General features: G+C 65.3%; 17 protein-coding genes. 6 read left to right on the top strand and 11 right to left on the bottom strand.

The features are described 5' to 3' along the window. Window positions 1-36 precede the first annotated feature (36 nt). Entirely contained in the window at window positions 37-1,470 is a 1,434-nt protein-coding gene (locus I6F20_RS31225) for a hypothetical protein (RefSeq protein WP_225129395.1), read from the top strand. Between the two features lie 181 nt (window positions 1,471-1,651). After that, complete coding sequence (locus tag I6F20_RS31220; RefSeq protein WP_225129448.1) at window positions 1,652-1,951, top strand: hypothetical protein; 300 nt, start codon at window positions 1,652-1,654, stop codon at window positions 1,949-1,951. Between the two features lie 11 nt (window positions 1,952-1,962). Here I6F20_RS31220 and I6F20_RS31215 read toward each other — a convergent pair whose 3' ends face one another. The 3 genes from I6F20_RS31215 to I6F20_RS31205 form a co-directional block, all read right to left on the bottom strand. Then, a complete protein-coding gene (locus tag I6F20_RS31215; protein WP_036015565.1) occupies window positions 1,963-2,322 on the bottom strand; it encodes a hypothetical protein in 360 nt (119 codons plus the stop codon). 85 nt (window positions 2,323-2,407) lie between these two features. Further along, a complete protein-coding gene (locus tag I6F20_RS31210) occupies window positions 2,408-2,923 on the bottom strand; it encodes a P-loop nucleotide/nucleoside kinase family protein (protein ID WP_225129393.1) in 516 nt (171 codons plus the stop codon). A 7-nt stretch (window positions 2,924-2,930) separates the two neighbouring features. After that, window positions 2,931-3,374, bottom strand: coding sequence for an RbsD/FucU family protein (locus tag I6F20_RS31205; protein WP_036030270.1), 444 nt, complete (start codon window positions 3,372-3,374; stop codon window positions 2,931-2,933). Window positions 3,375-3,539: 165 nt separating this feature from the next. On the opposite strand from I6F20_RS31205, the gene I6F20_RS31200 reads away from it, so the two are divergent. Continuing rightward, complete coding sequence (locus I6F20_RS31200; protein WP_225129391.1) at window positions 3,540-5,351, top strand: caspase family protein; 1,812 nt, start codon at window positions 3,540-3,542, stop codon at window positions 5,349-5,351. Window positions 5,352-5,538: 187 nt separating this feature from the next. Here I6F20_RS31200 and I6F20_RS31195 read toward each other — a convergent pair whose 3' ends face one another. The 4 genes from I6F20_RS31195 to thiD all read right to left on the bottom strand — a co-directional run bounded on the left by I6F20_RS31195 (window position 5,539) and on the right by thiD (window position 9,445). Beyond that, complete coding sequence (locus tag I6F20_RS31195) at window positions 5,539-6,522, bottom strand: threonine/serine dehydratase family protein (protein ID WP_109143149.1); 984 nt, start codon at window positions 6,520-6,522, stop codon at window positions 5,539-5,541. 63 nt (window positions 6,523-6,585) lie between these two features. After that, entirely contained in the window at window positions 6,586-7,629 is a 1,044-nt protein-coding gene (locus I6F20_RS31190) for a glycosyltransferase family 4 protein (protein WP_225129389.1), read from the bottom strand. A 13-nt stretch (window positions 7,630-7,642) separates the two neighbouring features. Next, window positions 7,643-8,455 (bottom strand): UDP-2,3-diacylglucosamine diphosphatase, encoded by an 813-nt coding sequence (locus I6F20_RS31185; RefSeq protein WP_109143147.1) that lies wholly within the window; start codon window positions 8,453-8,455, stop codon window positions 7,643-7,645. 189 nt (window positions 8,456-8,644) lie between these two features. Then, on the bottom strand, window positions 8,645-9,445 hold the full coding sequence (gene thiD, locus I6F20_RS31180) for a bifunctional hydroxymethylpyrimidine kinase/phosphomethylpyrimidine kinase (protein ID WP_225129386.1): 801 nt from the start codon (window positions 9,443-9,445) through the stop codon (window positions 8,645-8,647). A 320-nt stretch (window positions 9,446-9,765) separates the two neighbouring features. On the opposite strand from thiD, the gene I6F20_RS31175 reads away from it, so the two are divergent. Together I6F20_RS31175 and I6F20_RS31170 are read left to right on the top strand one after the other, a co-directional pair. Next, complete coding sequence (locus tag I6F20_RS31175) at window positions 9,766-11,745, top strand: hybrid sensor histidine kinase/response regulator (RefSeq protein WP_225129384.1); 1,980 nt, start codon at window positions 9,766-9,768, stop codon at window positions 11,743-11,745. Window positions 11,746-11,847: 102 nt separating this feature from the next. Next, window positions 11,848-12,093 (top strand): Lrp/AsnC ligand binding domain-containing protein, encoded by a 246-nt coding sequence (locus tag I6F20_RS31170; RefSeq protein ID WP_018642903.1) that lies wholly within the window; start codon window positions 11,848-11,850, stop codon window positions 12,091-12,093. Between the two features lie 137 nt (window positions 12,094-12,230). Here the strand turns inward: I6F20_RS31170 and I6F20_RS31165 are convergent, their stop codons facing one another. Beyond that, window positions 12,231-13,154, bottom strand: coding sequence for a c-type cytochrome (locus I6F20_RS31165; protein ID WP_036015538.1), 924 nt, complete (start codon window positions 13,152-13,154; stop codon window positions 12,231-12,233). Between the two features lie 147 nt (window positions 13,155-13,301). Here I6F20_RS31165 and I6F20_RS31160 point away from each other — a divergent pair, with 147 nt between their 5' ends. Continuing rightward, a complete protein-coding gene (locus tag I6F20_RS31160) occupies window positions 13,302-13,721 on the top strand; it encodes a CHRD domain-containing protein (protein ID WP_036015536.1) in 420 nt (139 codons plus the stop codon). A gap of 212 nt (window positions 13,722-13,933) precedes the next feature. On the opposite strand, the gene I6F20_RS31155 is transcribed toward I6F20_RS31160, so the two are convergent. The 3 genes from I6F20_RS31155 to I6F20_RS31145 all read right to left on the bottom strand — a co-directional run bounded on the left by I6F20_RS31155 (window position 13,934) and on the right by I6F20_RS31145 (window position 18,336). Further along, a complete protein-coding gene (locus I6F20_RS31155; protein WP_109143142.1) occupies window positions 13,934-15,217 on the bottom strand; it encodes a cystathionine gamma-synthase family protein in 1,284 nt (427 codons plus the stop codon). A gap of 230 nt (window positions 15,218-15,447) precedes the next feature. Continuing rightward, window positions 15,448-15,897 (bottom strand): cytochrome c, encoded by a 450-nt coding sequence (locus tag I6F20_RS31150; RefSeq protein ID WP_225129382.1) that lies wholly within the window; start codon window positions 15,895-15,897, stop codon window positions 15,448-15,450. Between the two features lie 129 nt (window positions 15,898-16,026). Then, the gene (locus I6F20_RS31145; protein ID WP_057028750.1) at window positions 16,027-18,336 is read right to left on the bottom strand and encodes a xanthine dehydrogenase family protein molybdopterin-binding subunit; all 2,310 of its coding nucleotides are present in this window, start codon (window positions 18,334-18,336) and stop codon (window positions 16,027-16,029) included. Window positions 18,337-18,517 lie beyond the last annotated feature (181 nt).

Genomic DNA, 18,517 nt, shown 5'->3' with positions numbered 1-18,517 from the left:
ACAGTAACGCGCACTGATTTGCGCGACGAGATTGTCATGGCCAACGAAGCATTCGCCCTCTCGCCCATGTCTGCCCGCGCGGCCGCGCCGAACGAGCAGGATTACGACGCGATCCGCGAAGCCTTCATGGAGACCGCGCGCGGCCGCTGGTTCCTCGGCGAATATGCCAAGCGCAACCGCAATGCCGACACTCGCATGGTGCTGGATGCGGTCGCCAAAATCGAGGAAACCCTTGCGGCACAGCGGCAACCGGTCGTCGAGGACCGCTTGCCCGAGGCGCTGGTCGAGATCCGCCGCGCCATCCGCGAGGCCGAGACGATCGCGCTCGCCGCGTTCGATCCCGGCGCGATCGAGGCGAGTCTCGCGCCGATCCCGCGCGGGGTACGCATCCTCAAGGAGATCTCCTGGCGCTGGCGCGAGATCGGCGCCGACGGGCGAATCTGCGACCTCATTGATTCGCAGCTCGCCTCGATCGAGGCCGCCTGCGGGCAGATCTCGACCCTCGATCCCCGCATCGAGCTCAAAGCCGCGTTCGATCTGCTGAAGGATCGAGTCGAGCAGCTCGACGGCGACGCAACGCCGCAGGCCGCGCCTGCTCCGGCACAGGAGGCGCCGTCATCAGTCGCAGAAGCCTCGCCCGTCGAGATGGCGGCCATGGCGGGCGATGCATCCGTGGCTTTTACGGAGACGCGCGAAGAGATCGCGGCAGCTCCGGAACTCGATGCGGCCGTCGAAGCAGCGGCCGTCGCTGAAACCTCCGCCATCGCCGAGCAGGCCATGGACGCGGCTGCCGCACAGGGGATCGCGGCCGAAAGCCAAATCCCTGCCGAAAGCGCGGCGCTCGAAAACCTCGCGCCTGATGATGCCGAGCTCGAAGCCGTCGCGTTTGAAGAGCCGGCCGCTCAGCCGGAGGCCTTGACGGAAGCAAGCGAGGAGTTCTCGCTCGACGCCGCAGCCGAGGCCGAGGACGAAGCCATCCTCGAGGCCATCGCGATGGAGATGGCCGCGCCCGATCCCGACTTCGACGAGATCATCGAGCCGGTGGAGATGGCAGCCGCGACGCCGGAGCCGGCGCTCTCGGATGTCGTGGCGCCCATTGCCACCGAACAGCCGGAGCCGGTCGCAGCTGAGCCTGTCCTCGCAGCCATCGCCGAAGAGCCCGCGGACGCGCCGATCGCGCTGGACTCGCTCGCGCGCCTCACCGACGCCATCGCGGAAGCCGCCGCCGAGGTGATGGAGCAGCAGGCGCCCGCCGTGGCGGCCACCGCATCAATGGCGGCAGCCCCGACCGCGACGCTGCCGATGCCCTCGCCCCTGCCCGCGTCCATGTCCGCGTCCATGTCCGACGCCTCGCTCGGCGCCACCATCCTCGCCAGCGGCATCTTGCAAAAACCCCGCGCATCGGCCAACGACCCCCTCGCCCCGATCCGCCGCATGACCCAGGCCGAGAAGATCGCGTTCTTTTCGTAAAGGGGCGCGCACTCCCCCCACACCGTCATTGCGAGCGCAGCGAAGCAATCCAGGCTGTCTCCGCGGAGGATTCTGGATTGCTTCGCTGCGCTCGCGACGACGACGCTCGATCTTGGACCTCACGCCCATGTCCCCCACCGAAGACACCCTCACCCTCTAGCGGCCCGTCGGTCCAAAAGAGCTGGAATTGATCCAGCAATCCGGCATGCGCGCGTTTCCGCCGCGCCTGCCCGACCAGCCGATCTTCTATCCGGTGCTGACCGAAGACTACGCCATCAAGATCGCGCGGGACTGGAATGTCCCGGCGAGCGGATCGGGCTTCGTGACCCGTTTTGCAATCAAGCGCAGCTTCATCGAAAAATACGATGCGCAGGAAGCGGGCGGACGCTCACATCTGGAGTATAGGATTCCGGCCGAGGACCTCGATGCGTTCAATGCCGCAATCGTCGGCTTGATCGAGGTCGTCCGCAGCTTTCCCTGACTGTCAGCGCCTCACCCGCAATTCCAGATCGGACCGATCGGCGTGCGCGTCCAGCACGGGCCATAGCTGCCGCCGTTGTAGCGGCCGCCGTTGAATCCGGGGCGGCCGAAATAGTGCCACTCGCCGTCCCAGCGATAATATTGCGGAACCGGGTCGATGTACCAATGGCGCCGGTCGGCGCGCGACAGGCGCCGCATGGCGTCTTTCTGCTTGTAGAGCGGGATGCTGTTGCTGAGCGGCTGCCGATAGCCCGGCAGGAAGCCGTAGCCCTTCCAGACCGGCTTGGGGCGCTTTTGCACGGGCTCGGCCGGTGCCACAGCGGGCAGCAGCGACAGGACGACAGCAACGAAGAGACACAGAAGGCGAGACATGAATCGACGATAGACAGGCGGATGCGAGAAGGCCACTCAAATTCGAGTGCGAGGCGTTTCGTCCCAGCAAACGCCAGTAAGACGACTAGCCGATCTTCTCGCGCACATGCGCTTCAACGCGGTCCAGGACATGATCGAGCGAACTCTCGGCCGTATCGAGCACCAAGTGCTCCCGATCCCACGGCTCGTAAGTCAGGCTCACGACGTCATCCCAGGTTGGGACCCTGTGACCGTCAATGTCAGGCAGCCGGTTTTCCACGCGCTGCCGGTGTAACGCCGGTTCGCTGCAAATCACTTCAATCTCGACGATGCCTGCGCCGGTTCGCAAGGCAGTCTGCCGCCATCCGGCGCGGCTTGCCAGCACGGGCTTGACGCAGTCCGCGATGACGATGCGCCCGAGCTTGAGGTTTTCGGCGGCGAGCGTGTTGGCAAGGGCATAGCCGGCTGCGCCGACGATGAAACCTGCCTCCCGCAATGGCTGCTCGATCGCATCGATACGAAGATAGGTCGCCGCCAGCCTGGCGGTGAGTTCGCGAGCGATCGTCGTCTTGCCGGTACCTGGAAGGCCGCCGAACACGATCAGTGAGGATGGATGCTTCATGATATTCCTAACTGATCACGCCCTTCCTGATCAGGAAGCAGCCATAGCCCCTGCTGTCACCGACCTGCACGACGCCAAAGCCTGCCGCTGCCGCGCGATAGAAATCGGGACGCGCGAGCTTGCCGGGCGTGACCGGCCGGCCAGCCGCACGTGCGATCTCCGCGAGCACGGCGCGCTGCACCTCGGGCACGCGGTCGGGATCGTCGACCGGCATCATCACACGCACCGGATCGGGATCGAAATCGTCGAGCGGATAGACCGACATGATGGCCCGGATGGCAGTTTCCATCGTCATGCCCGGCAATTGGATCAGGCGCTGCGATGAGGTGCTCTGCGCGATCCGGGTGGCGGGGTGATTGGCGTCGACGAACACGAGGTCGTCGCCATGGCCCATCGCGGCGAGCAGCCAGAGCAAATCGGGGGTGAGGATCGGATCGATCGATTTCAGCATGTGGCGGACGTCCTCCCAATCGATCGCTAACCATAACAGGTTCCGAGCGTGATTCAGATCACGGAGGCCAGCATGGTGACAGGGATCACGGACCGCAAGGGTCGAACGCGGCCAAGCTTGCGCGCAACCAATCTCGCATCGAGATGAGTGCCAAAGGAGCACGCCATGTTCCGCCTAAAGCCCTTTTTCATGACGGCGAGCCTGCTGGGAAGCCTGTTCGGCTTCGCCTGCGGGCCCGTTTCCGCGCAAGTCGCCCCCGTGCAGCCTGCCCCCACCGCGCTGCAAGGCCCGGAGCAGCGGGTGGCGCTGGTGATCGGCAATGCCAACTACCAGAACGCGCCGCAGCTTGCGAATCCCGACGATGACGCCCAGTCGATGGCGCAGTTCCTGAACTCCGCCGGGTTCGAAGTGGTCGCCGCGACCGACTTGACCCAGAACGACATGCTCCGCGTCGTCCAGGACTTCTCCGCCAAGGTCGCCTCGCGCGGTCCGAACACGGTGGCGATGGTCTATTACGCCGGTCACGGCGTGCAGCTCGCCGGCGAGAACTATCTCGTTCCGGTCGACGCCAAGGTTTCCAGCCCGACCGAGCTGGTCAACAATTCGCTGCGCCTCGTCGACGTGATGTCGACGCTGGAGACGATCCCGAGCCGCATGCGCATCGTCATCCTCGATGCCTGCCGCAACAACCCTTTCCCTGAAATCAACGACGCCGGCCGTGGCTTGGCAATCGTCGATGCGCCGAACGGCTCGATCGTCGGCTACTCGACCGCGCCAGGTGCCGAGGCGCTCGACGGCACCAATGGCCACAGCCCGTACACACAGGCGTTCCTGAACGTCGCGCGCGAGCCCAACGTGCCGATCGAGCAGCTGTTCAAGCGCGTGCGCCTGCAGGTCAACCAGACCACCAGCGGCGCGCAGATTCCGTGGGAGAGCTCGTCATTGACGAGCGACTTCACCTTCTTCGGTGACACCGCCGTTGCCGCCAACCGCGCGCCGGTGAAAGCGCCGGTCGTGCAGATGGCCTCCAACCTGCCGAGCCGCTCCACCCGCCAGGCCTATGACTACGTCGTGTCCGAGGGCCGGCCGGAGTACTATCAGGAGTTCATCCGGATGTACCCGCACGACCCGCTGTGCGACCACATCCGCTGGCTGCTCAACAACATCCTGATCTCGCAGGCCTGGCACAAGGCGGTCCTCGCCAACTCGCCGCTCGCCTACAAGAGCTTCTATGACAGCTACGGCAACAGCCCCTATGCGCAGGTCGCGCTGAAGCTGCAGACGCAGCCGAAGCAGATCCCCCTGATGCAGGCGACCAAGTTCCTGGCGCCGCAGACCATTGCTCCGACGATCAAGATCGGCAATCTCGGCCAGCCCAAATACATGCCGCTGATGCAGCAGGGCAATGGCGCGCAGGTGAACGGCAATCTGCCGGTCGTGCAGAAGCCGCTCGACGGCAATGTCGTCGGCAAGCTCGGCAATGGCGGACAGATCGTCACCCTGCCTGCCGGCAACAACCAGCCGAACCCGCAGAACGGCACGCCGCCGCAGACCCCGAGCAAGATCGTCACGCTGCCTGCGCCGACCAATACGGTCAACGGCAAGGTCGGCATCGGCAAGATCGTGACCCTGCCTGCGACCAGCACCATGCCGAATGGCGGCACCATCAAGCCGGGCAAGATCGTGACCATGCCGGTGAATGTCGGCAAGGGTGGCCCGAACATCGAGTCGAAGCCGGTCAACGTGCAGACTCCGAACCGCCCGATCCGGCTCAACAACGGCAACACCGGCATCGTCAAGCTCAACAATAACCCGGTGAATAAGGTGCAGGTGCAGACCAACGTGCAGAACACCCGCCCGCAGATCAACACGATGCCGAGCCGCATGGTCAGCAGCAACAACAACTTCCGGCAGTCGATGAACCAAGCGCCGAGCATGAACAATGGCGGCAACCGTCGCGGCGGCTTCACGCGCTGATTGCGGCGAGCGAGACGACAAAGGGGCAGAGCGGAAACGCTCTGCCCCTTCTTCATGTCTGTTCTTGGTCATTCCGGGATGCGCCGTAAGGCGCAGGCCCGGAATCCATACTCCCGATCGTGGTTATGGATTCTCAGATGCGCAATTGCGCATCATAGCTCTCGCTGCGCGAGCCCCGGAATGACGATCAGGCCACCAGCTCCGCGAACAGATCCGCATCGACATTGCCGCCTGACAGCACGATGACGACGTTCTTGCCGGCCACATCGAGGCGGCCCGCGAGTAGCGCAGCAAGCCCCACCGCGCCGCCGGGCTCCACCACCAGCTTCAGCTCGCGATAGGCAAAGGCGACCGCCGCGCCGACTTCCTTGTCCGACGCCGTGACGCCGCGCGCCAAGAGCTTGCTGTTGATCGCAAACGTCATCTCGCCCGGCATCAGGGCCATCAGCGCATCGCAGATGGTGCGGCCGGCCGGCGGATGCGGCTCGCGATGGCCTGCGCTGAGTGAAATGCCGTGATCGTCGAAGGCCTCGGGCTCGGCGACCACGATCTCGGCTTGCGGATAGCGCGCCTTCACGGCGGTCGCGACACCCGCGATCAAGCCGCCGCCGGAGGCCGGCGCCACCACGATGTCGGGGCCGAGGCCGAGCGTTGCCATGTCCTCGGCGATCTCGCGGCCGGCGGTGCCCTGCCCTGCGATCACGAACGGATCGTCGTAGGGTTTGACCAGCGTCGCGCCGCGCTTCTCGGCGATGCCGCGCGAGATCGCCTCGCGGTCGTCCTTGTCGCGGTCGTACAGCACGACCTCGGCGCCGTAGGATTTGGTGCGCTCGCGCTTCGACAGCGGGGCGTCCGCTGGCATCACGATGGTGGCCTGCATGTCGAGGATCTTTGCCGCCGCCGCCACGCCTTGGGCGTGGTTGCCGGAGGAGAACGCGACGACGCCGCCGGCGCGCTTGTCCTGCGGGATCGAGAACACCTTGTTGAACGCACCGCGGAACTTGAACGAGCCGGTGCGCTGAAGCATCTCCGGCTTCAGGAACACTTTCGCACCGACGCGCTCGTTGAGCACGGGGAAGGACAACAGCGGGGTGCGGATGGCGTAAGGCGCGATCACGCGCGCTGCGGCATCGATGTCGGCAGGGCCGACCGGAAGGGCCTGTTCGGTCATGGCGGAATGCTATCGCGGCCAATCAGGCCCGGGCAAGACACCTCCGCGAGAGGATTTCTTGCCTCAAGCCACGAAACGCGGCTGTTCCGCGCCGGTCCGGCCGGGCAGCACCGCCCCGACCGCCAAAATGCTGTCGATAAAGACCGTTGCCGAGGCCTCCCAGGTGTAGTTGGCGGCGAAGGCGACGCAGTCCTGCCGGGAGACACCAAGCGCCGCGAAGCAGGCATTGCGCAGATCGTGATCGAGCGCGCCGACCGGCGCATCGCCAATCACGTCGCGGGGACCCTTCACGGGGAAGGCCGCGACCGGCAGGCCGCTCGCGAGCGCCTCCAGCAGGACCAGGCCGAAAGTGTCGGTCTTGCTCGGGAACACGAACACGTCGGCGGCCGCGTAGATATCCGCCAGTTCGTCGCCGTGCTTCTCGCCGAGGAAGATCGCATCGGGGTAGGCCTCTTCCAGCGAGGCGCGCGCCGGGCCGTCGCCGACGACCACCTTGGTGCCGGGTAGGTCGAGGTCGAGGAACGCCTCGAGATTCTTCTCGACTGCGACGCGGCCGACCGACAGGAACACGGGTGCCGGCAGGCAGAGATCGATGACGCGCGGGTGGAACAGCGTGGTGTCCACGCCGCGCGGCCACAGCACGACATTGTCGAAGCCGCGCTCGGTCAGTTCGCGCGCGAGCGCCGGCGTCGCCGCCATCACGGCGCGGCTGGCGCTGTGGAAGCGCCGCAGCGCCCGCCAGATCAGCGAGCCCGGCACTGGCACGCGGGCGCGGACATATTCGGGAAAGCGGGTATGGAAGCTGGTCGTGAACGGCAGCTTGCGCTGGCGGCAATAGCGGCGGACCATCAGGCCGATCGGCCCTTCGGTCGCGATGTGGATGCTGTCGGGACGCGCCTCCTCGATCAGCCTTGCGATCCGGGCCGGGCGCGGCATGGCGAGGCGCACGTCGCGATAGCTCGGCATCGCGAAGGTGCGGAACGATTGCGGCGTCAGGAACGTGAACTCGACGCCGAGCGCTTTTGCAGCGTCAGCGAGCTTGGTCAGCGTCCGAACCACACCGTTGACTTGCGGGTGCCAGGCGTCGGTCGCGACCAGGATGCGCATCAAGTGGTCCTTGTTATGCAGCTCTGGCTGCGACCTGTGGCACCTGCTCCGGCTTCCGCAACTGATCCGCCCAGGTGATGATCTCGAAGTGACCGTCGTCATGCTCGACCAGGGCGGTGCAGCTCTCCACCCAGTCGCCGCAATTCATGTAGCGGATGCCGGCCTCGTCGCGGATCACGGCGTAGTGGATGTGGCCGCAGATCACGCCGTCGGCCTGGTGACGCCGCGCCTCGGCGGCGAGCGCCTGCTCGAACGCGCCGATATAGTTGACGGCGTTCTTGACCTTCTGCTTGGCCCATTGCGACAGCGACCAATAGGGCACGCCGAACAGGCGGCGGAAGAAGTTGACCAGGCGGTTCATCTGGATCGCGAAGTCGTAGGCCTTGTCGCCGAGATGGGCGAGCCAGCGCGCGTTCTGCACCACGAGATCGAAGATGTCGCCGTGAATGACGAGATAGCGCTTGCCGTCGGCGCCGGTGTGAACCGTGTTCTCGACCACGTCGATGCCGCCGAAATGCGTACCGTAATAGTTGCGCAGGAACTCGTCGTGATTGCCGGGAATGTAGATGACCTTGGCGCCCTTGCGCGCCTTGCGCAAAAGCTTCTGGACGAGGTCGTTATGCGATTGCGGCCAGTGCCAGCTCGATTTCAGCGCCCAGCCGTCGACGATGTCGCCGACGAGATAGATCGTATCGGCATCATGGTAGCGCAGGAAGTCGAGCAGAAGATCGGCTTGTGAACCGCGGGCCCCGAGATGGACGTCGGAGATGAACAACGTGCGAAAGCGCCGCTCCGGGCTCTCGTCACTCACATCGTAACTTCCCATGCGCCAGCCTGTAACAATGTCCCGTGACAGGGGGATGACCGATTGAACCCTTGAGGCACCTTCAAATACGAATCACGCCTTGCCTCGCCCTCCCCGCGAATATCAGTCGCATGCGACAATCAGGCGACATGGCGCCGCAGGTGGGGGCGCTCCCTCCCCCGCTTGCGGGGGAGGCGAAGCAAGCCCGCCTCAGTAGAACTTGTGGAAATGATGGATCGGCCCGTGGCCGTGGCCGACGCTGAAGCGGTCGGCGGCGGCGATCGCGGCGCTGATCCAGGCCTTGGCGTTGCGCACGGCGGCCTCGAGGTCCTCGCCCCTGGCCAGCCCGGCCGCGATGGCGGAGGACAGCGAGCAGCCGGTGCCATGGGTGTTACGGGTGGCCACACGCGGCGCGGCGAGCGCGATCGCGGTCTCGGCAGTGACGAGATAGTCGGTGCTCTCGGCGCCCTCCCCGTGCCCGCCCTTGATCAGGACGGCGCGGCAGCCCAGCGCCAGCAGGCGGCGTCCTTGGCTTTCGATCTCGGCCTCGCTCGCCGCCACCGGCGCATCGAGCAGGGCCGCAGCCTCCGGCAGGTTCGGCGTGATCACGGCAGCCAGCGGCATCAGCCTGGTGCGCAGGGCGTCGACGGCTTCAGTGGCGAGCAGGCGGTCGCCGGAGGTCGCCACCATGACGGGATCGAGCACGACATGCCGCGGCGCCCAGCGCGAAAGCGCGGCCGCGATGGCATCGATGCTGGCGGCCTGGGCCACCATGCCGATCTTCACCGCACCGATGTCGAGGTCGGAGAACACCGCGTCGATCTGCTCGGTGACGAACCCGGCCGGCACCGCGTGAATGCCGGTCACGCCGCGCGTGTTCTGCGCCGTCAGTGCCGTGATCACGGAGGCGCCATAGACGCCGAGCGCGGCAAAGGTCTTCAGGTCCGCCTGGATGCCGGCGCCGCCGCTCGAATCGGAACCGGCGATGGTGAGTGCGACCGGGGGCGTCATCGCGGGAGACATGTGCTTGAGGAGGCCGCCATGGCCTCTCGTAGCGCGACCGTGGAACGTCAGCAAGCGCGGCGGGACGCCGCCAGGCGTGATTCGCGAACCGATTGCGCGCCTTGCGAATCAGTCGGACACCGCGCGGACCAAGACCCGCAATGATGCGGACTTGAAAATGCAACGGAGCCGGACCCTTGGTATAGTCGCGTACCTTAGCGTGCTTCGCGAGTTACGCGAGACGTCAGGTGGTGGAACCGTCCAGCGCCCCCATGTTGCGGGCCGCCGGCCCCGCAAGCCACCTGAACAAGACTCCTTGGGGTGGAACGATGTGGGCTTTCTTCGAACGTCTCCTCGACTCGTCCATGCTGTCGCCGCACGGCATCTGCCTTTTGTGGGAGCCTGAGCTGATCTGGCTTCACGTCGTTTCCGACGCCAGCATTGCCGCCGCCTATTTCTCGATCCCGTTCGCCCTCGCCATCCTCGTCACCAAGCGGCGCGACCTCAAATTCGGCTGGGTCTACTGGGCGTTCGCGATCTTCATCATGGCGTGCGGCCTGACCCACGTGCTGTCGATCTATACGCTCTGGGTTCCGATCTACGGCATCGAGGGCATGCTCAAGGCCGCCACGGCGGTCGCGTCGGTCTTCACCGCCGCCGCGCTCTGGCCGCTGCTGCCGAAGATCCTCACGATCCCCTCGCCGTTCGAGCTGCGACAGGTCCAGGCCGCGCTCGAGGAGGAGGAAATCAAGAGCCGCGACGCCACGCTGCTGCTGCAGCAGGTCCGCGACGCCCAGCGCGCGATGCGCGAGAGCGTAGCGCGCCTCACCGCGATCGTCGAGACCGCGGTCGACGGCGTCATCCTGCTCGATGCGCAGGACCGCATCCTGCTGTTCAATCCGGCCTGCGAGCGCTTGTTCGGCTACCGTGCCGACGAGGTGATGAACCGCAACGTCGGCATGCTGATGCCCGAGGCGGATGCAGCATCCGAGCGCCAGGCGCGGCATTTCGCGACCGGCGGCGAGGCCGTCGGCCTGCGCAAGGACGGCACGACGTTTCCGATGGAGCTGTCGGTCGGCCAGGCGCGGCAGGACGGCGAATTGATCTTCGTCGGCATCGTCCACGACCTCACCGCGCGCAAGCTGACCGAGCAGCAGCTTCAGCAGGCGCAGAAGATGGAGACGGTCGGTCAGCTCTCCGGCGGCATCGCGCACGACTTCAACAATCTGCTGACCGTCATCATCGGCAATGCCGAGCACCTGAGCGAGCAGCTCAAGGCGAGGCCCGACCTCGGGCGCTTTGCCGACGACATCTGCCAATCGGGCGAACGGGGTGCCGAGCTGACGCAGCGCCTGCTCGCCTTCAGCCGCCGCCAATTGCTGCGGCCTCAGACGATCGATTGCCGGAGCCTGCTCGATTCCATGTTCAAGCTGCTCAAGCGCACCTTGCGCGAAGACATCGAGATCAGGACGACCTCCGGGCCCGGCACGATCCTGGCCTTTGCCGACCGCGCGCAGCTCGAATCCGCCGTGCTCAATCTCGCGCTCAACGCGCAGGATGCCATGCCATCGGGAGGCCACCTCACGCTGGCCACGGAGCTGATCACGATCGAGGATGATGACGGTGCCGTTCACCGGGAGGTCGCACCCGGCAGCTACGTCCTGATCGCGGTTACCGATGACGGCGAAGGCATGACGCCGGAGGTCGCCGCACGCGCGTTCGAGCCGTTCTTCACCACCAAGGAGGTCGGCAAGGGCTCGGGCCTCGGCCTCAGCATGGTCTATGGCTTTGCCAAGCAATCAGGCGGCCATGTCTCGATCTACAGCGAGGCTGGCCTTGGGACCACGGCCAGGATCTACCTGCCGCGCGCGAGCACCGGTAGGTCGCAAGCCGATCTTCCCGACGGCGAGGACACGGCGCCGCGAGGCTACGAGACGGTCCTGATCGTCGAGGACGATCCGTTCGTCCGCTCCTCCGTCATTCGCAGGGTGGAAGCGCTCGGATATCGCGTCGTCGCCGCGGTCAACGGCAAGGATGCCTTGCAGCAGCTGCAGGGCGATCCCGGCATCGACTTGCTGTTCACCGATATCGTGATGCCGGGCGGCATGAGCGGCTGGGAGCTCGCCGATCAGGCGCGGCGGGTGCGTCCCGGCCTGCCGGTCCTGTTCACCTCGGGCTACGCGCTGGAGACCTTGGTCGAGCAGGGCCGCGCGCAGGCGCGAGCGGTCGTGCTGACCAAGCCCTACCGCAAGGTCGAGCTCGCCCAGCGCCTGAGGGATGCATTGGCCGCCGCAGTGGTCCCATCCTAGCATCGCGCCCGAATGCACCTCGGATGATCCAGCAAGTTCGCTTGCTAAATCCAGCCGGTTTTGGCCTATTAGCCGGAAGAATACGCTTTCGGAGTGCCCGCGATGGTTCCTTTTTTCGTTCAGATCAAGTGCAAGCTCGGCCAGTCCTATACGGTGGCCAATGCGCTTGCCGAAGCCGAGATCGCCTCCGAGATCTACTCCACGGCCGGCCAATACGACCTCCTGGTGAAGTTCTACGTCGACAAGGATACCGACATCGGCCACTTCGTGAATGAGAAGGTGCAGGTGCTGCCGGGCATCCAGGACACTCTCACCATCATCACCTTCAAGGCGTTCGGCACCGGCTAAAGCATGATCCGGAAAAGTGCGAAGCGGTTTTCCGGAAAGATCATGCGTAAACAACAACCTAAAGCGCGATGATGATTCATCCCAATCTCATCGCGCTTTAGATCACGCGCAAAACAACGGCCGAAGCGCCGGCAGCGCTAGCCGCCCTCCTTGCGCTTGGGCGGTGTCGGTCCCTGCACCGGCGGCAGCGACTTCAGATACGCGGCCATCGCGGCGCGGTCTTCCGCGGTCAGTTGCGCAAGGTTCTTGATCACCGCCCGCATCGCGCCCGAAGCGCTGTCGCCCTCGGGCAGGTCGCCGGTCTCGAGGAAATCCGCGATATCCTTCTCGCTCCAGTTGCCGATGCCCTGCTGCGTGATGTTGGGCACCCAGCCCTCCCCTTCGGGATTGGGCCCACCGGCAAAGCGCTGGCTGGCGATGATGCCGCCGAGCGCATTGCGCGGGCTGTGGCATTCGGCGCAATGGCCGAAAGCGTTCACGAGATAGGCTCCGCGATTCCATTGCGGCGAGCGCGCGGCGTCCGCGACGAACGGCGCGGTGTCCATGAACAGCAGCTTCCAGATGCCGACATTGCGGCGGATGTTGAACGGAAACGGCAGCGCGTGGTCGCCCACTGTGCCGGACACCGACGGAAGCGTCTTCAGATAGGCAAAGAGATCGCGGACGTCGTCGACACTGGCCAGATGATAGGACGTGTAGGGAAAGGCGGGGAAATAGTGCGTGCCCGTGGGCGAGATGCCGCGCATCACGGCGTTGACGAAATCGGCCTCGCTCCAGCGGCCGATCCCGTAGGCGGGATCGGGGGAAATATTGGGGACGTAGAACGTCCCGAACGGCGAGCCCAGCGCCAGCCCGCCGCCGAGCCGCAGGCGATCGGGCTGATTGGGGGTGGCATGACAGGACGAGCAGCCGCCGGCGTTGAACAGCTCCTGCCCGTTGGCGAGATCGGGGTTGCGTGTCGGCGCCGGCAAGGCCAGCACGGCCGGGGCGGTCAACCACCAATAGAGTGCGAACGCCGCGGCGGCGGCGATCAGGGCGGCAAGGAGCGTTCGTCGCAACATTCGATCATTCCATCGTGAACGCGCGAACTTAAGGGTCATGCCGCGCTCGATCCAACCACGAATATTTTAGACGGCCCGGATGTAATGCCGGAATAAACCGCATGACGCACTGTTTGAAAAGCAATCAGGCGTCAACAGGAGAAAGCCATGACCAAAGCCGTTTTTGCCACACTGGTACTCGGAGCCGCCGTTGCGTTCGCCGCCCCGGCCAGCGCGGAGAAACTGAAGGCGACGCTGGACGGCAAATCCGAAGTCCCCGCCAACACCAGCAGCGCGACCGGAACGGCCGATCTGGACTACGACGCTGCCAGCAAGAAGCTGTCCTGGACCGTCACCTATTCCGGCCTCTCGGGCCCCGCCACCGCCGCGCATTTCCACGGGCCTGCCGAAGCCGGCAAGAACGCCGGCGTCGCGGTCCCGATCCCGAATGCAGCCTCGAGCCCGGTCAAGGGCGAAGCCACGCTCACCGACGCGCAGGCCGCCGATCTGCTCGGCGGCAAGTACTACATCAACATCCATACCGCGGCGAACCCGGCCGGCGAGATCCGCGGTCAGGTGACGAAGTAAAGCGAAAACGCGGGCTTCGTCGCGGAAAGGCCGGACGCAAGGAGGGAGCGTCCGGCCTTTTCGATTCCAAGCAACTTCGTAGCCCGGATGGAGCCAACGGTCGGCGCGAAGCGCCGCCCGTTGGTGCAATCCGGGAGCCCTGCGCGTTGCGGACAGGTCCCCGGATTTCGCTGCGCCCCATCCGGGCTACGACGCTACGACTCTGACCGTGCTCAAGCCGCGTTCAGCGCCTGCGCGAGGTCGGCGATCAGGTCCGACGGGTTCTCGATGCCGATCGACAGCCGGATCGTGGAATCGAGCACGCCGATCTTTTGGCGGATGTCGGCGGGAACGCCGGAATGGGTCATCGTCGCCGGCAGGCTTGCGAGCGATTCCGTGCCGCCAAGGCTCACCGCCAGCTTGAGGATCTGCAGCGCGTTGAGGAATTTCACCGCCGCCTCCTTGCCGCCGACGATGTCGAACGAGAACGTCGAGCCCGCGCCCAGGCATTGCCGCGCGAACACACGGCCGGACAGCGAGCCCTGCTCGTGGTGACCGAGATAGTGCACCCTGGCGACCTTCGGATGGTCGCGCAGGAAGTCCGCCACGAGCCGCGCATTCGCATCGGCCTTCTCCATCCGCAGGCTGAGCGTCTCGAGCGAACGGTTGATCATCCAGCAGGAATGCGGATCGAGCTGGGTGCCGATGGCGCCGCGCAGCGCCTTGATGCCTTTCATGATCGCCTTCGATCCGAGCGCGGCGCCCGCGATCAGGTCGGAATGGCCGCCGACATATTTCGTCAGCGAATACAGCGACAGATCCGCGCCGTGCTCGATCGGCCGCTGAAACACCGGCCCGAGCAGCGTGTTGTCGCAGGCGATGACCGGCGTGTGTCCCTGGGCCTTGCCGATGGAATCGGCGATGCGGCGGATCATTGCGATGTCGACGAGGCCGTTGGTCGGATTGGCCGGCGTCTCGATCAGGATCATCGAAACCCGCCCCTTGCCCATGGCCTCCTCCGAGGCCTGCTTGACCGCCGTCTCGTCGATGCCGTCGGCAAAGCCGACGGCGCCGATCGACAGGCGCGCGAGCGTGTTCGTCAGCAGCGTCTCCGTCCCGCCATAGAGCGGCTGCGAGTGCAGGATGACATCGCCGGGGCGAACGAAGGCCAGGATCGTGGTTGCGATCGCCGCCATGCCGGAGGAGAACAGCGCGCAACTCTCCGTGCGCTCGTAGATTGCGAGCCGGTCCTCGACGATCTCGCTGTTGGGATGATTGAAGCGCGAATAGACCAGGCCCGCGCCCATGCCTTCCGGCGGCTCGCGCCGGCCGGCGACGTAGTCGAAGAAGTCCTGCCCGTCCTCGGCGGTCTTGAACACGAAGGTGGAGGTCAGGAACACCGGCGGCTTGATGGCGCCCTCGGACAATTGCGGATCATAGCCATAGGTCAGCATCAGGGTTTCCGGATGCAGCATATGATTGCCGATATGGGTCTTGGAGGGGAACGGTTTTGCCATGGCCTGTCTCGCTGTTGATCGAGGTGCTCGCCGCGCGCTGGGAATCCCGACGTGAGGATGCCGGGAGAGACTCGTGTGAGCGCACGGCCGTTGGCGCAAAGATAGCCGCTCTCGCGGCAATCCGTCAGGCCTTGCGGACGGAAGTTCCTGCGGGCCGCGGTCAAGAAAAAGGCGGTTGCTTTCGCAACCGCCCTTTCCGAAGTCCTTGGTAGCCCGTTAACTGCGCCCCGCTATTTCAATTTCACGCGATAGGTTTCGTGACAATCATTGCAGCGATCGTTGATCGCCGTGTAGGCCGCCTTCAGGCCCGCGACATTAGTGATCTTGCCTTTGGCGTCGGCGATCGCCTTCTGCACCGGCGGGATCTTGGCATCGAAATCGGCCTTGTTCTGCCAGACCTTCGGCGACGAGCCGTAGGTCGCGTTGACGACATCCTGCTTGGGATTGATCTCGAAGGTCTTGGCGATCTTGGCAACATCGGCCTCGATGCTGGCGATGGCCTCATCGGCAGCCTTCTTGTCGAAGGGAATATCGCCCTTGCTCATCTTCTGAAGCACGCCATACTGATTCTTGGCGATCGCTCGCATCAGATTGTCCTGCTGGACGGCAATCTCCTGTTGCGCCATGACGGCGCCCGCGCCCAGCACGAGGGCGCCCGCGACAATCATCGTCGGTTTCATTGGTTCGTTTCTCCGGCTCTCGAGACGTTCGGGGAATGAGACTGTCACCGGCTTCGCGCGAAGCCGGGACCCATCATGGGTAGAACCCCGCGCGGCGGGTTTATTCCCGTGCGCGCGGGAAGCGCGGCTTCACAAGCTGTGACGGCGGTGATGCTCGCTGATCGCAACCCACACCCGCTCGGGCGTTGCCGGCATGTCGATGTGGTCGATCTTGTACTCGCGCCAGAGCGCATCGACGATGGCGTTGACCACGGCCGGACAGGAGCCGATCGCGCCGGCCTCGCCGGCCCCCTTCACGCCCATCGGATTGGTCTTGCAGGGCACGTTGTGGGTCTCGAACACGAAGGCCGGCCCGTCCGCCGCGCGCGGCAGCGCATAGTCCATGAAGGTCGCGGTGATGAGCTGGCCGTCGGTCGGTCCATACACCACCTGCTCCATCAAGGCCTGGCCGATGCCCTGCATGGCGCCGCCATGCACCTGGCCGGCCAAGAGCAGCGGATTGAGCGTCTTGCCGAAATCGTCGACGATCACGTAGTTGACGATTTTGATGATGCCGGTCGCCGGATCGATCTCGACCTCCGCAACATGGGTGCCGTTGGGATAAGTGCCGTCGGCGCTGGCAAAGGTCGCGCTACCGTTCAGCTTCGATGGATCGACGCCGGGCCGCTTGGCCAGGTCGGCAAACGAGATCGAGCGGTCGGTGCCGGCGATCCGCACCACGCCTTCGGAGATTTCGAGGTCGCCCGCGCTGGCTTCCAGCGCCTGCGCCGCGATCTCCTTCAGCCTCGAACCGAGCTCGCGCGTGGCACGTTCGACACTGACGCCGCCGGAGGGGATCGAGGCCGAGCCGCCGGTGCCGAGGCCGGTTGCGATCTCGTCGGTGTCGCCCTGCCGGACATGCACGCGCTCGGGCGCCACGCCGAACTGTTCGGCGACGATCTGCGCATAGGCGGTCTGATGGCCCTGCCCGCTCGATTGCGTGCCGATCAGCACGGTGACGTCGCCATTGGCATCGAGGCGGACGTTGGCCGTCTCCTCACCCATCACGCCGCAAATCTCGACATAGCTCGCAAGCCCGATGCCGCGGATCAGGCCGCCCTTCTTGGCCGCCTTGGCACGCTTGGGAAATTCCTTCCATTCCGCGATCTCCATCGCGCGCTTCAGATGCGCGGCGAAGTCACCGGAATCGTAGACCTTGCCGGTCGCGGTCTTGTAGGGCAGCGCCTTCGGCGGGATGAAATTCTTGCGCCGGATGGCATCCGGCGTCATGTCGAGCTTTCGCGCGCAGGCATCGACGAGGCGCTCGATGACATAGGCGGCTTCGGGCCGGCCCGCGCCGCGATAGGCGTCGACCGGCACGCTGTGGGTGAAGATCGTGCGCACCCGGCAATGGAAGGCCTGGATGTCGTAGAGGCCGGGCAGCATGCCGGCGCCGCCATGCGGGATGTAGGGCCCGAAGGTCGACAGATACGCGCCCATGTCGCCCATGAGGTCGCAATCCATCGCGAGGAACTTGCCGTCTTCAGCCAGCGCCATCTTGGCAGTGGTGACGTTGTCGCGGCCCTGCGCATCGCCCATGAAATGCTCGGAGCGGTCGGCCGCCCACTTCACCGCCTTCTTCAGTTTGCGCGCAGCGACGGCCATCAGGGCATATTCCCGATACGGAAACAGTTTTGTGCCGAACCCGCCGCCGACGTCGGGGCAGATCACCCGCATCTTGTCGGTGGGGATGTTGAGCACGTTCTGGCAGAGGATGTCGCGCAGGCGGTGGCTGCCCTGGCTGCCGACCGTCAGCGTCAGATGGTCGCGCTTGGAATCGTATTCGCAGACCGCCGCGCGGGTCTCCAAGAAGCTTGCAACCACGCGCGGATTGACGATGGAGATCTCGGCGACCGCATGTGCTTTCGCGAAGGCAGCTTCCGTCGCCGCTTTGTCGCCGATCGAGACGTCGAACAGCACGTTGCCCGGCTTGTCGGGCCAGACCAAGGCTGCGCCCTTCTTCACGGCGTTGACGACGCCAGTCACCGCGGGCAGCGGCGACCATTGGACCTCGATCGCCTCGATCGCATCGCGAGCCTGGTCGATGGTCTCGGCGACCACGAAGGCGACGGCATCGCCGACGTGGCGCACCTCGTCCTTGGCCAGGATCGGGTAAGGCGGGCCGGTGAAGGGATCGGTCTCGAGGTTGAACAGGCAGGGCAGATTGCCGAGATCCCCGACGTCGTCGGCCGTCAGGATCAGCGCAACGCCCGGCAGGCCGCGCGCGCGGCTCGCATCGATGCTGTATTTGGCATGCGCATGCGGCGAGCGCAGCACCAGGCAGCGGAGCGCGGCCTGCGGCGCGTAATCGTCGGTATAGCGGCCCTTGCCGCGGATGAGCGCGTCATCCTCCTTGCGCAGCACGCTTTGGCCAACGCCGAACTTGATGGGAGCCGCCATTTTATCTTCCCGTTCTCATGGTTGTTTTGTGGGCATATTGCCGTGGAAAAACTGGCAAGGCAAACGGGTTTAGGCGGGCGCAGGGGTCGCAGGTTCAATCGCGCCACGCGTGCCTCACGGGAATGCTCGGCAAGGTCCCAGCGTGATCGTGTGACGTTGACGGCGAGAGCCAAGCGCTCCC

It is taken from the genome of Bradyrhizobium sp. IC3123, from assembly GCF_020193625.1.
Taxonomy (GTDB): Bacteria; Pseudomonadota; Alphaproteobacteria; order Rhizobiales; family Xanthobacteraceae; genus Bradyrhizobium; species Bradyrhizobium yuanmingense.
The sequence above is the reverse complement of the archived record's forward strand: the minus strand, read 5'-3'. Positions and strand labels throughout refer to the sequence as shown.